General features: G+C 58.3%; 10 protein-coding genes. 9 read left to right on the plus strand and 1 reads right to left on the minus strand.

Translation table 11 applies throughout. From position 1 onward, the window contains the following. Positions 1-666: 666 nt before the first annotated feature. Positions 667-1,956 (minus strand): citrate synthase, encoded by a 1,290-nt coding sequence (gene gltA / locus AC4IHP_RS23725; RefSeq protein WP_003222994.1) that lies wholly within the window; start codon positions 1,954-1,956, stop codon positions 667-669. Between the two features lie 363 nt (positions 1,957-2,319). Here gltA and sdhC point away from each other — a divergent pair, with 363 nt between their 5' ends. The 9 genes from sdhC to sucD all read left to right on the plus strand — a co-directional run bounded on the left by sdhC (position 2,320) and on the right by sucD (position 13,680). Then, positions 2,320-2,694: a succinate dehydrogenase, cytochrome b556 subunit gene (sdhC, locus tag AC4IHP_RS23730; protein WP_016773673.1), complete on the plus strand. Its 375-nt coding sequence runs from the start codon at positions 2,320-2,322 to the stop codon at positions 2,692-2,694. After that, positions 2,688-3,056 (plus strand): succinate dehydrogenase, hydrophobic membrane anchor protein, encoded by a 369-nt coding sequence (sdhD, locus tag AC4IHP_RS23735; protein ID WP_008049683.1) that lies wholly within the window; start codon positions 2,688-2,690, stop codon positions 3,054-3,056. The genes sdhC and sdhD overlap by 7 nt, the downstream gene beginning before the upstream one ends. A 3-nt stretch (positions 3,057-3,059) precedes the next feature. Then, on the plus strand, positions 3,060-4,832 hold the full coding sequence (gene sdhA, locus AC4IHP_RS23740) for a succinate dehydrogenase flavoprotein subunit (protein WP_024012149.1): 1,773 nt from the start codon (positions 3,060-3,062) through the stop codon (positions 4,830-4,832). A gap of 11 nt (positions 4,833-4,843) precedes the next feature. Next, a complete protein-coding gene (locus AC4IHP_RS23745) occupies positions 4,844-5,548 on the plus strand; it encodes a succinate dehydrogenase iron-sulfur subunit (protein WP_016773675.1) in 705 nt (234 codons plus the stop codon). A 251-nt stretch (positions 5,549-5,799) separates the two neighbouring features. Then, entirely contained in the window at positions 5,800-8,631 is a 2,832-nt protein-coding gene (locus AC4IHP_RS23750; RefSeq protein WP_039763653.1) for a 2-oxoglutarate dehydrogenase E1 component, read from the plus strand. A 44-nt stretch (positions 8,632-8,675) separates the two neighbouring features. Continuing rightward, positions 8,676-9,902 carry a 2-oxoglutarate dehydrogenase complex dihydrolipoyllysine-residue succinyltransferase gene (odhB, locus tag AC4IHP_RS23755; protein ID WP_490832899.1) on the plus strand — a complete coding sequence of 409 codons (1,227 nt, stop codon included), beginning with the start codon at positions 8,676-8,678 and terminating at the stop codon, positions 9,900-9,902. Positions 9,903-10,010: 108 nt separating this feature from the next. Continuing rightward, positions 10,011-11,447, plus strand: coding sequence for a dihydrolipoyl dehydrogenase (gene lpdA, locus AC4IHP_RS23760; protein ID WP_042607587.1), 1,437 nt, complete (start codon positions 10,011-10,013; stop codon positions 11,445-11,447). Positions 11,448-11,629: 182 nt separating this feature from the next. Further along, positions 11,630-12,796, plus strand: a complete 1,167-nt coding sequence (gene sucC / locus AC4IHP_RS23765) for an ADP-forming succinate--CoA ligase subunit beta (protein ID WP_186551046.1) — start codon at positions 11,630-11,632, stop codon at positions 12,794-12,796. Then, positions 12,796-13,680, plus strand: coding sequence for a succinate--CoA ligase subunit alpha (gene sucD / locus AC4IHP_RS23770; protein ID WP_133340648.1), 885 nt, complete (start codon positions 12,796-12,798; stop codon positions 13,678-13,680). Before sucC ends, sucD begins: the two co-directional genes overlap by 1 nt. Positions 13,681-13,900 lie beyond the last annotated feature (220 nt).

A 13,900-nucleotide genomic window follows, 5' to 3' on the forward strand; every position in this document is an offset into this window, starting at 1 on the left:
AGCGGCTACGGTTTGCTTCGCTGCACCTCCTTCCGCTGTGTCTGGCTGCGCCAGACGGTCGCTGCGCTCCCACGCCCAGATCAATCCCTCCACTCAGCCTTCCGACGTCGCCGGTGGATCAAGATCAAGAGCACTCGAGCTAACGCTCATTGTGTAGGAGCTGCCGAAGGCTGCGATCTTTTGACTTTGCTTTTGCTTTTGCTTTTCTGTGGGAGCGAGCCTGCTCGCGAAGGCGATCTGCGAGGCAACCAATTCCTATCGAGTTCCGCGATCCAACTGTAGGAGCTGCCGAAGGCTGCGATCTTTTGATCTGGCTTTTGCTTTTGTTTTGGCTTTTGATCCGGCTCCTGATCTTTTGCCCCTTCGGCAGGCTTCGTTACGCGCCCGGATCGGTCCCGTAACGAAGGTACCCCGAGCCCCAGCGAGCGGGCCGTACGCCGGGGCAAAGCCTTTTGCTTACTTTTCGCTGGGCCGGCATTCCGGCGTTTGAAAAAGTGAGTCGCTGTAAGAGCGAAACCGCCAGCGGCAGCACCCGAAGTAACGGATAAGCCCCCCAAATCCAAGGACCAGTCGGCCCGAAGGCCGCTGAGACCACAAACAAAAACGGCCTCTATATAAGAGGCCGTTCCTGACACACCACTAAACCATCACAGAAAAGAAAAAACCTTATTTGCGATCTTCCAGCTTGGTGATGTCACGCGACTCGTAACCGGTGTACAGCTGGCGCGGACGGCCAATCTTGTAAGGGCTCGAGAGCATTTCCTTCCAGTGCGAAATCCAGCCCACAGTACGCGCCAGGGCGAAAATCACCGTGAACATGCTGGTTGGAATGCCGATCGCCTTGAGGATGATCCCCGAGTAGAAGTCGACGTTCGGGTACAGCGAGCGCTCGATGAAGTACGGGTCGGTCAGGGCGATCTCTTCCAGGCGCATGGCCAGTTCGAGTTGCGGATCGTTGTTGATCCCCAGTTCCTTCAACACTTCGTCGCAGGTCTGCTTCATCACAGTCGCGCGAGGGTCGCGGTTCTTGTAGACGCGGTGACCGAAGCCCATCAACTTGAACGGATCGTTCTTGTCCTTGGCCTTGGCGATGAACTTGTCGATGTTCGACACATCGCCAATCTCGTCGAGCATGGTCAGCACGGCTTCGTTCGCACCGCCGTGGGCAGGGCCCCACAGTGCGGCGATACCGGCGGCGATACAGGCGAACGGGTTGGCACCCGAAGAACCGGCCAGACGCACGGTGGAGGTCGAAGCGTTCTGCTCGTGGTCGGCGTGGAGGATGAAGATCCGGTCCATGGCCTTGGCGAGTACCGGGCTGATCGGTTTGATCTCGCACGGGGTGTTGAACATCATGTGCAGGAAGTTTTCCGCGTACGTCAGGTCGTTGCGCGGGTACATCATGGGTTGGCCCATGGAGTACTTGTAGACCATCGCTGCCAGGGTCGGCATCTTCGCAACCAGGCGGATCGCGGAGATTTCGCGATGCTGCGGGTTATTGATGTCCAGGGAGTCGTGGTAGAAGGCCGAGAGGGCGCCGACTACACCGCACATGACGGCCATCGGGTGGGCGTCGCGACGGAAGCCGTTGAAGAAGGTTTTCAGCTGCTCGTGAACCATGGTGTGGTTTTTCACGGTGCTGACGAACTGGGCCTTCTGTTCTGCGGTCGGCAGTTCGCCGTTGAGCAGCAGGTAGCAGGTTTCCAGGTAGTCCGACTTTTCAGCCAGCTGTTCGATCGGGTAGCCGCGGTGCAACAGAATGCCGTTGTCGCCGTCGATATAGGTGATTTTCGATTCGCACGAAGCGGTCGACATGAAACCCGGGTCGAAAGTGAAGCGGCCCGTGGCCGTCAGGCCCCGAACATCGATTACATCGGGACCAACGGTGCCGGTTAAAATGGGCAGCTCGACGGGGGCTGCGCCCTCGATGATCAACTGCGCTTTTTTGTCAGCCATGTGGCCTCCTATTTATGCTTGAACCATCAGACAGACCCCCCACGCAGGGCCCGCACCACTATAGTGAGATAAATTCGAATGTCAATTTGCCTAAAGTCTTGCTCCAGAAGGCTTTAAGCCGACTTTTTCCTCGAAATTGCCTGCCATTTACGCCTTTTATGCAACTTGTGCAATCCGCTATTGGGGGTAGGTGAACGCGTTGTCATTAGTAGCCTAACTGTCTATACTCGGCCACCGACCGCCAAGGGCTTTTGGGCTTGCTTTCATTGGGGGTCGCATCCCTGGGTGGTGGTTACCTGACCAGTGCACTCCCCAACAACTTTGCCCTGATTGTTAGGGGCTCTTCAGTGTGAAAAAAAAGCCGTGAAAAGCCAACGACCTGTAAACCTAGACCTAAGGACCATCAAACTCCCAGTCACTGCTTACACGTCCATTCTTCACCGTATCTCCGGTGTCATCCTCTTCGTGTGCCTTGCCATCATGCTTTACGCATTGGACAAGTCGCTGAGCTCTGAGGAAGGCTTCGGTCAGGTGAAAGCGTGTCTGACCAGTCCGCTAGCCAAGCTAGTGATTTGGGGCATCCTGTCCGCTCTGCTGTATCACCTGGTAGCCGGTGTGCGCCACTTGATCATGGACATGGGCATCGGTGAGACGCTGGAAGGCGGCAAACTGGGCTCGAAAATCGTTATCGCCGTTTCCGTGGTGGTAATCGTTCTGGCAGGAGTCTGGATATGGTAACTAACGTCACTAACCTGTCGCGTTCGGGCCTCTATGACTGGATGGCACAGCGTGTGTCTGCGGTCGTTCTCGCGGCTTATTTCATCTTTCTGATCGGATACATCGTCGCCAACCCTGGCCTCGAGTATGCCCAGTGGCATGAACTGTTCGCTCACAACGGAATGCGTATCTTCAGCCTGCTGGCCCTTGTTGCTCTGGGCGCTCACGCCTGGGTCGGCATGTGGACCATCGCGACCGACTACCTGACGCCAATGGCGTTCGGCAAGTCCGCAACGGCGATACGTTTCCTTTTCCAGGCAGTATGCGGCGTTGCGATGTTCGCTTACTTCGTCTGGGGTGTGCAGATTCTCTGGGGTATCTGATTCATGGCTAACATTCCAACGATTTCTTTCGACGCCATCATTATTGGTGGTGGCGGTGCCGGCATGCGCGCTGCACTGCAGCTGGCACAGGGCGGCCACAAGACTGCGGTGATCACCAAGGTTTTCCCGACCCGTTCGCACACTGTATCCGCACAGGGCGGCATCACTTGCGCCATCGCTTCCGCCGACCCGAACGATGACTGGCGCTGGCACATGTACGATACCGTCAAGGGTTCCGACTATATCGGTGACCAGGACGCTATCGAATACATGTGTCAGGAAGGCCCGGCTGCCGTGTTCGAGCTGGACCACATGGGTCTGCCGTTCTCGCGTACCGAGCAAGGTCGCATCTACCAGCGTCCGTTCGGTGGCCAGTCCAAGGACTACGGCAAGGGCGGTCAGGCTGCACGTACCTGCGCTGCATCCGACCGTACCGGTCACGCGCTGCTGCACACGCTTTATCAGGGCAACCTGAAAGCCGGCACCACGTTCCTCAACGAGTACTACGCTGTTGATCTGGTGAAAAACCAGGAAGGCGAATTCGTGGGTGTGATCGCGATCTGCATCGAAACCGGTGAAACCTCCTACATCCGTGCCAAGGCCACCGTTCTGGCCACCGGCGGTGCAGGCCGTATCTACGCGTCCACCACCAACGCCCTGATCAACACCGGTGACGGCGTCGGCATGGCTCTGCGTGCTGGCGTGCCGGTACAAGACATCGAAATGTGGCAGTTCCACCCGACCGGCATCGCCGGCGCCGGCGTACTGGTTACCGAAGGTTGCCGTGGTGAAGGTGGTTACCTGATCAACAAGCACGGTGAGCGTTTCATGGAGCGTTATGCTCCGAACGCGAAAGACCTGGCTGGTCGTGACGTGGTTGCCCGTTCGATGGTCAAGGAAATCATCGCTGGCAACGGTTGCGGTCCGAATGGCGACCACGTGATGCTCAAACTCGACCACCTGGGCGAGGAAGTGCTGCACAGCCGTCTGCCAGGCATCTGCGAACTGTCGAAGACTTTCGCTCACGTTGACCCGGTGGTTGCTCCGGTTCCGGTTGTTCCGACCTGCCACTACATGATGGGCGGCGTTGCCACCAACATTCATGGCCAGGCGATCACCCAGAACGCTGAAGGTCAGGACCAGATCATCCCTGGCCTGTTCGCGGTAGGCGAAGTGGCTTGCGTATCGGTCCACGGTGCCAACCGTCTGGGCGGCAACTCGCTGCTCGACCTGGTGGTATTCGGTCGCGCTGCCGGCCTGCACCTGGAAAAGGCGTTGACCGATGGCATCGAATACGACGACGCTACCGAGTCCGACATCGAAGCTGCACTGTCGCGTCTGAACGCGCTGAACAACCGTACCGACGGTGAAGACGTTGCCACCCTGCGTCGCGAGCTGCAAAGCTGCATGCAGAACTACTTCGGTGTATTCCGTACCGGCGAATACATGCAGAAGGGCATCGCTCAGCTGGCCGATCTGCGCAAGCGTATCGCCAACGTGAAGATCAACGATAAGTCGCAGGCGTTCAACACTGCACGTATCGAAGCGCTGGAACTGCAGAACCTGCTGGAAGTGGCTGAAGCTACCGCCATCGCGGCCGAAGTACGTAAAGAGTCCCGCGGCGCTCACGCCCGTGAAGACTTCGAAGACCGTGATGACGAAAACTGGCTGTGCCACACCCTGTACTTCCCGGGTGACAAGCGCGTCACCAAGCGTGCCGTGAACTTCTCGCCGAAGACTGTTCCGACTTTCGAACCAAAAGTCCGGACTTATTAAGGGTGACCGCCATGTTGCAAGTCAGTGTTTATCGCTACAACCCTGATCAGGACGCTGCGCCGTTCATGCAGGATTTCCAGGTCGATACCGGTGGTAAAGACCTGATGGTGCTGGACGTGCTGGCCCTCATCAAAGAGCAGGACGAGGGTTTCTCCTATCGTCGCTCCTGCCGTGAAGGCGTCTGCGGCTCCGACGGCATGAACATCAACGGCAAGAACGGTCTGGCCTGCATCACGCCGCTGTCTGCCGTTGTAAAAGGCAACAAGCTGATCGTTCGTCCGCTGCCAGGTTTGCCGGTTATCCGTGACCTGGTCGTCGATATGAGCATCTTCTACAAGCAATACGAGAAGGTGAAGCCTTACCTGCAGAACGACACGCCGGCTCCGGCCATCGAGCGTCTGCAGTCGCCAGAAGAGCGCGAAAAGCTCGACGGTCTGTACGAGTGCATCCTTTGCGCCTGCTGCTCGACCTCTTGCCCGTCCTTCTGGTGGAACCCGGACAAGTTCCTGGGTCCTGCTGCACTGCTGCAAGCCTACCGCTTCCTGGCAGACAGCCGTGACACCAAGACCAGCGAACGTCTGGCTTCACTTGACGACCCGTTCAGCGTTTTCCGCTGCCGGGGCATCATGAACTGCGTCAACGTATGTCCGAAAGGCCTGAACCCGACTAAGGCCATCGGTCACATCCGTAACATGCTGCTTTCGAGCGGCGTGTGATTCAGCTGCTGTAACCGTTGCACCGTAGAGGCTGTGGCGCGGGCTTCAACCCGCGTCATGGCTATAACCAGAGCAGTAGCCATAAGCTGCAGCTCTTCTTTTGAAGAAATGAGACAAGCAGGGGCATCCGGGCTGGTACCCGGACTATCAGTGTGATCCTAGGTGGCTTGTTTTAGTCGCTGCATTCGGACTTCTGCAAGTTTGCTCGGTGTCGACACCGATGGTGTTCCCCTAACCGAGGGTGACCAAGCATGCAAGAAAGCGTGATGCAGCGCATGTGGAACAGCGCCTACCTTTCAGGTGGAAACGCTGCCTATGTGGAAGAGCTTTATGAGCTCTACCTGCACGACCCTAACGCTGTGCCAGAAGAGTGGCGCACCTACTTTCAGAAGTTGCCAGCCGACGGCAACTCTGCCACTGATGTTTCGCACTCGACGATTCGCGATCATTTCGTGCTGCTGGCAAAGAACCAGCGCCGCGCTCAACCGGTTTCCGCCGGCAGCGTGAGCAGTGAGCACGAGAAGAAGCAAGTTGAAGTGCTGCGATTGATCCAGGCCTACCGTATGCGTGGCCACCAGGCAGCCCAGCTTGACCCGCTGGGGCTGTGGCAGCGTCCTGCACCTGCAGACCTGTCGATCAATCATTACGGCTTGACCAATGCCGATCTTGATACGACCTTCCGTGCCGGCGACCTGTTCATCGGCAAAGAGGAAGCGAGCCTACGCGAAATTCACGAAGCGTTGCAGCAGACATATTGCCGCACCATCGGCGCTGAATTCACGCACATCACCGATTCCGAGCAGCGCCAGTGGTTCCAGCAGCGTCTGGAAAGCGTGCGTGGTCGTCCGACGTACTCCGCCGACATCAAGAGCCACCTGCTTGAGCGCGTGACTGCCGGTGAAGGCCTGGAAAAATACCTGGGCACCAAATACCCAGGCACCAAGCGTTTCGGTCTGGAAGGCGGCGAAAGCCTGATTCCGATGCTCGACGAACTGATCCAGCGTTCCGGCTCGTACGGCACCAAGGAAGTCGTCATCGGCATGGCCCACCGTGGCCGTCTGAACGTACTGGTCAACACCTTCGGCAAGAACCCGCGCGAGCTGTTCGACGAATTCGAAGGCAAGAAGAAGGTCGAGCTCGGTTCCGGTGACGTCAAATATCACCAGGGCTTCTCGTCCAACGTGATGACCACCGGCGGTGAAGTTCACCTGGCCATGGCGTTCAACCCGTCCCACCTGGAAATCGTTTCCCCGGTGGTCGAAGGTTCGGTGCGCGCCCGTCAGGACCGTCGCAACGACCTGACCGGCGAGAAAGTTCTGCCGATCTCCATCCACGGCGACGCGGCATTTGCCGGTCAGGGCGTGGTCATGGAAACCTTCCAGATGTCGCAGACCCGCGGTTTCAAGACCGGCGGTACCGTGCACATCGTGATCAACAACCAGGTTGGTTTCACCATCAGCAACCCGCTGGACTCGCGTTCCACCGAGTACGCCACCGACGTTGCCAAGATGATCCAGGCGCCGATCCTCCATGTGAATGGTGATGATCCGGAAGCCGTGCTGTTCGTGACCCAGCTGGCCATTGACTACCGCATGCAGTTCAAGCGTGACGTGGTGATCGATCTGGTCTGCTACCGTCGTCGCGGCCACAACGAGGCCGACGAGCCAAGCGGCACCCAGCCTCTGATGTATCAGCAGATCACCAAGCAGCGCACCACCCGTGAGCTGTACGCTGAACGTCTGACCCAGGCCGGTGTGCTCGATGCTGAACGTGTTCAGGCCAAGGTCGACGAATACCGCAACGCGCTGGACAACGGTCTGCACGTGGTGAAATCGCTTGTCAAAGAGCCGAACAAAGAGCTGTTCGTCGACTGGCGTCCGTATCTGGGCCATGCCTGGACTGCGCGTCACGACACGCGTTTCGATCTCAAGACCCTGCAAGAGCTGTCCGCCAAGCTGCTGGAAATTCCGGAAGGCTTCGTGGTTCAGCGTCAGGTCGCGAAGATCTACGAAGACCGTCAGAAGATGCAAGCCGGCGGCCTGCCGATCAACTGGGGTTACGCTGAAACCATGGCGTACGCGACCCTGGCGTTCGAAGGTCACCCGATCCGCATGACCGGTCAGGACATCGGCCGCGGTACGTTCTCGCACCGTCACGCTGTGCTGCACAACCAGAAAGACGCGGGCACCTACATTCCGCTGCAGAACCTGTACGACGGTCAGCCACGCTTCGACCTGTACGACTCGTTCCTCTCGGAAGAAGCGGTACTGGCATTCGAATACGGTTACTCGACCACCACGCCAAACGCGCTGGTGATCTGGGAAGCCCAGTTCGGCGACTTCGCCAACGGTGCACAGGTCGTGATCGACCAGTTCATCACCAGCGGCGAGCACAAGTGGGGCCGTCTGTGCGGTCTGACCATGCTGCTGCCGCACGGTTACGAAGGTCAGGGCCCTGAGCACAGCTCGGCACGTCTTGAGCGTTACCTGCAGCTGTGCGCCGAGCACAACATTCAGGTGTGCATGCCGACCACGCCGGCACAGATCTACCACTTGCTGCGTCGTCAGGTGATTCGTCCGCTGCGCAAGCCGCTGGTCGTACTGACGCCGAAGTCGCTGCTGCGCCACAAGCTGGCCATCTCGACACTGGAAGATCTGGCCGAAGGCTCGTTCCAGACCGTGATCCCGGAAATCGACGCTCTGGACCCGACAAAGGTCGAGCGCGTGGTTCTGTGCAGCGGCAAGGTCTACTACGACCTGCTGGAAAAACGCCGTGCCGAAGGCCGCGAAGATATCGCCATCGTGCGTATCGAGCAGCTGTATCCGTTCCCTGAGGACGACTTGAAAGAAGTCCTGGCTCCGTACACCAACGTCAAACACGCCGTTTGGTGTCAGGAAGAGCCGATGAACCAGGGTGCCTGGTACTGCAGCCAGCATCACTTGCGTCGCAGCATCGCCAACCTCGACAAGACTCTCGTACTTGAGTACGCGGGCCGTGAGGCTTCGGCTGCGCCAGCTTGTGGTTACGCATCGATGCACGCCGAGCAGCAGGAAAAACTGCTGCAAGATGCTTTCACTGTTTAACGCCTTCGCGCTGACTGAAACCGAATTTTAAGGACCCACAGATAATGGCTATCGAAATCAAAGCCCCGTCATTCCCGGAATCGGTTGCCGATGGCACCGTCGCCACCTGGCACAAGAAACCAGGCGAGGCCGTCAAGCGTGACGACCTGATCGTCGACATCGAAACCGACAAAGTCGTGCTTGAAGTGTTGGCTGAAGCGGACGGCGTGCTGGGCGCAATCGTTGCCGAAGAGGGCGCTACCGTTCTGTCGAACCAGGTCCTGGGCTCGATCGAAGAGGGCGGCGCTGCTGCCGCTGCTCCAGCCGCCGCTGCTGCTCCGGCTGCTGCTGCCGCTGACGCTCCGGCTGCAGCCGACGGCGAAGATGATCCGATCGCAGCTCCGGCTGCGCGCAAACTGGCTGAAGAAAACGGCATCAACATCGCTTCCGTTGCCGGCACCGGCAAGGGTGGTCGTGTGACCAAGGAAGACGTGGTTGCAGCTGTTGCTGCGAAGAAAGCCGCTCCGGCTGCCGCGCCTGCCAAGGCTGCTGCTCCTTCGGCCGCCGCTCCGGTGTTCGCCGCTGGCGACCGCATCGAGAAGCGCGTACCGATGACCCGCGTTCGCGCCACCGTGGCCAAGCGTCTGGTTGAAGCTCAGTCGAACATGGCGATGCTGACCACCTTCAACGAAGTCGACATGACTGAAGTCATGGCCCTGCGTTCGAAGTACAAGGACCTCTTCGAGAAGTCGCACAACGGCGTACGTCTGGGCTTCATGTCGTTCTTCGTCAAGGCCGCTACCGAAGCGCTGAAACGCTTCCCGGCTGTCAACGCGTCGATCGACGGCGGCGACATCGTTTACCACGGTTACGCGGACATCGGCGTTGCCGTTTCCAGCGACCGTGGCCTGGTGGTACCGGTTCTGCGTAACGCCGAGCTGATGAGCCTGGCTGAAATCGAAGGCGGCATCGCGACTTTCGGCAAGAAAGCCCGTGACGGCAAATTGTCGATGGACGAGATGACCGGTGGTACCTTCACCATCACCAACGGTGGTACCTTCGGTTCGATGATGTCGACACCGATCGTCAACCCGCCGCAGGCTGCGATTCTGGGCATGCACAACATCATCCAGCGTCCGATGGCCATCAACGGTCAGGTCGTGATCCGTCCGATGATGTACCTGGCACTGTCCTACGATCACCGTCTGATCGATGGCAAAGAAGCTGTGACCTTCCTGGTGACCATCAAGAACCTGCTGGAAGATCCGGCTCGTCTGTTGCTGGATATCTAAAAAGCAGCTGCAAGCTTTCAGCTACAAGCCTCAAGCTCAAGGCGAGCGGGTGGGCTTGCAGCTCGAAGCTTGCGGCTTGTAGCTTTATTGCTAAAGAGGATTTTTTGAATGTCGCAGAAATTTGACGTAGTAGTGATCGGTGCCGGCCCTGGTGGCTATGTAGCTGCCATCAAGGCTGCCCAGTTGGGCCTGACCACTGCCTGCATCGAGAAGTACACCGACGCAGAGGGCAAGCAAGCCCTGGGCGGTACCTGCCTGAACGTAGGTTGCATTCCTTCCAAGGCGCTGCTCGACAGCTCGTGGAAATACAAGGAAGCCAAAGAGAGCTTCAACGTTCACGGTATCTCGACCGGCGAAGTCAAAATGGACGTCGCTGCGATGGTTGGCCGCAAGGCTGGCATCGTCAAGAACCTGACCGGCGGCGTTGCCACCCTGTTCAAGGCCAACGGCGTAACTTCGATTCAGGGCCACGGCAAGCTGCTGGCCGGCAAGAAAGTCGAAGTCACCAAGCCGGACGGCTCGGTTGAAGTGATCGAAGCGGAAAACGTCATCCTCGCGCCAGGTTCGCGTCCGATCGACATTCCACCAGCTCCGGTCGACCAGAAAGTCATCGTCGATTCGACTGGCGCGCTGGAATTCCAGTCCGTTCCTAAACGTCTGGGCGTGATCGGCGCTGGCGTGATCGGTCTGGAACTGGGTTCGGTATGGTCGCGTCTGGGTTCGGAAGTGGTTGTTCTGGAAGCTCTGGACACTTTCCTGATGGCAGCCGACACCGCCGTTTCCAAGGAAGCGCTGAAAACCCTGACCAAACAGGGCCTGGACATCAAGCTGGGCGCTCGCGTTACCGGTTCGAAAGTCAACGGCGAAGAAGTCGTCGTCAACTACACCGATGCCAACGGCGAACAGACCATCACTTTCGACAAGCTGATCGTAGCCGTTGGTCGCCGTCCGGTGACCACTGATCTGCTGTCTGCCGACTGCGGCGTGGAAATCGACGAGCGCGGTTTCATCGCGGTCGATGACCATTGCGTCACCGCCGTACCGGGCGTCTTCGCCATTGGCGACGTGGTTCGCGGCATGATGCTGGCCCACAAGGCTTCGGAAGAAGGCATCATGGTTGTCGAGCGCATCAAGGGCCACAAGGCTCAGATGAACTATGATTTGATCCCTTCGGTTATTTATACTCACCCGGAAATCGCGTGGGTTGGCAAAACCGAGCAGGCGCTGAAGGCCGAAGGCGTTGAAGTCAATGTCGGCACCTTCCCGTTCGCCGCTTCCGGCCGTGCCATGGCTGCCAACGATACCGGTGGTTTCGTCAAGGTCATCGCCGATGCCAAGACCGACCGCGTATTGGGCGTGCACGTGATTGGCCCGAGCGCTGCGGAACTGGTTCAGCAGGGCGCGATCGGTATGGAATTCGGCACCAGCGCTGAAGACCTGGGCATGATGGTTTTCTCCCATCCGACCCTGTCCGAAGCCTTGCACGAAGCCGCTCTGGCAGTGAATGGCGGCGCCATTCACATTGCCAACCGCAAGAAGCGTTAAGACATAATAAGAAACCACGGCGGTAACGGCCCGTCGTGAGCCTTGCGAGCAAGACTCACCGCGGAATGTCCGCCGGACGCAGTCTTGCGTAGCTCAGCTACGCAAGCAGCAGTCACAGGTGGCGCGGCACTCAAACGAGCGCAGCGCCGAATGCGCAGTACCTAACGAAGACGGTAAAAAGCATGAATCTTCACGAGTATCAGGGTAAGCAGCTGTTCGCTGAATACGGCCTGCCAGTTTCCACTGGTTACGCAGTAGACACCCCGGAAGCAGCAGCAGAAGCTTGCGACAAGATCGGCGGCAACGAGTGGGTCGTCAAAGCCCAGGTTCACGCCGGTGGTCGCGGTAAAGCGGGCGGCGTAAAGCTGGTTCGCAGCAAAGAAGACGCCAAAGCCTTCGCACAGCAGTGGCTGGGCAAGCGTCTGGTGACTTACCAGACTGACGCCAACGGCCAGCCAGTCACCAAGATCCTGGTTGAATCGTGCACTGATATCGCTAAAGAGCTGTACCTGGGCGCTGTCGTTGACCGTTCGAGCCGTCGCATCGTGTTCATGGCTTCCACCGAAGGTGGCGTGGACATCGAGAAAATCGCTCACGACACTCCAGAAAAAATTCTCAAGGCCACTATCGATCCACTGGTTGGCGCTCAGCCATCCCAGGGTCGCGAGCTGGCATTCCAGCTGGGTCTGGAAGGCAAGCAGGTCACTCAGTTCGCCAAGATCTTCGTAGGTCTGGCCAAGCTGTTCAAAGACCACGACCTGGCTCTGCTGGAAGTGAACCCGCTGGTGATCAAGGCTGACGGCGATCTGCACTGCCTCGACGCCAAGATCAACATCGACGCCAACGCCATGTACCGTCAGCCTAAGCTGAAGGCTTTCCACGATCCGTCGCAGGACGATCCGCGCGAAGCGCACGCTGCCAAGTTCGAACTGAACTACGTAGCCCTGGAAGGCAACATCGGCTGCATGGTCAACGGTGCCGGTCTGGCCATGGGTACCATGGACATCGTCAACCTGCACGGCGGCAAACCAGCCAACTTCCTCGACGTAGGTGGTGGCGCAACCAAGGAACGCGTAACTGAAGCGTTCAAGATCATTCTGTCCGACACCAACGTCGCTGCAGTACTGGTCAACATCTTCGGCGGCATCGTTCGCTGCGACATGATTGCCGAAGGCATCATCGGCGCCGTGAAAGAAGTCGGCGTGAAAATCCCGGTTGTTGTTCGCCTTGAAGGCAACAACGCTGAGCTGGGCGCTAAAGTACTGGCAGAAAGCGGTTTGAACATCATCGCTGCTACCAGCCTGACCGACGCTGCTCAACAAGTTGTCAAAGCTGCGGAGGGCAAATAATGAGCGTCCTGATCAATAAAGACACCAAAGTTATCTGCCAGGGTATTACCGGTTCGCAAGGTAGTTTCCACACCCAGCAAGCCATCGAATACGGCACCAAGATGGTTGGTGGCGTTACTCCTGGCAAAGGCGGCACCGAGCACCTGGGTCTGCCAGTGTTCAACACCGTAAAAGACGCGGTAGAAGCCACTGGCGCTACCGCCAGCGTGATCTACGTTCCGGCTCCGTTCTGCAAGGACTCGATCCTGGAAGCGGCATTCGGCGGCATCAAGCTGATCGTGTGCATCACCGAAGGCATTCCTACCCTGGACATGCTGGACGCCAAAGTTAAGTGCGACGAGCTGGGCGTAGTCCTGATCGGCCCTAACTGCCCAGGCGTGATCACCCCAGGCGAATGCAAGATCGGCATTATGCCAGGTCACATTCACTTGCCAGGCAAGGTCGGTATCGTTTCGCGTTCCGGCACCCTGACCTACGAAGCTGTGAAGCAGACCACTGACGCCGGTTTCGGTCAGTCGACTTGCGTCGGCATCGGTGGTGACCCGATCCCGGGTTCGAACTTCATCGACATCCTGAAGCTGTTCCAGGAAGACCCGAAGACCGAGGCGATCGTGATGATCGGCGAGATCGGCGGTTCGGCTGAAGAAGAAGCGGCTGCCTACATCAAGGCTAACGTGACCAAGCCGGTTGTTTCCTACATCGCTGGTGTGACTGCTCCTCCGGGCAAGCGCATGGGCCATGCTGGCGCAATCATCTCTGGCGGCAAAGGCACTGCAGACGAGAAATTCGCTGCGCTGCAAGACGCAGGCGTGAAAACCGTGCGTTCGCTGGCAGACATCGGCAAGGCCCTGGCCGAGCTGACTGGCTGGGAAGTGAAGAAGTAAGCTGCGGCTGACTTTTTTGCTCCAGCAACAAAGGCCACCTTCGGGTGGCCTTTGTCGTTTCACAGCAGCGGCAAGCTCCAAGCGGCTAGCTGCAAGATAGAAGCTTGCGGCTTGAAACTTGTAGCTTGCAGCTGCTTTTCTTATGTAAACGCGACACGGAAACGTCGCGTATCGGATAGTTCGCCCTCCAACAGTGCGTTTGTCAGGCAAATTCGTTAGG

The sequence above is a fragment of the Pseudomonas sp. UF-293 genome, from assembly GCF_058245595.1.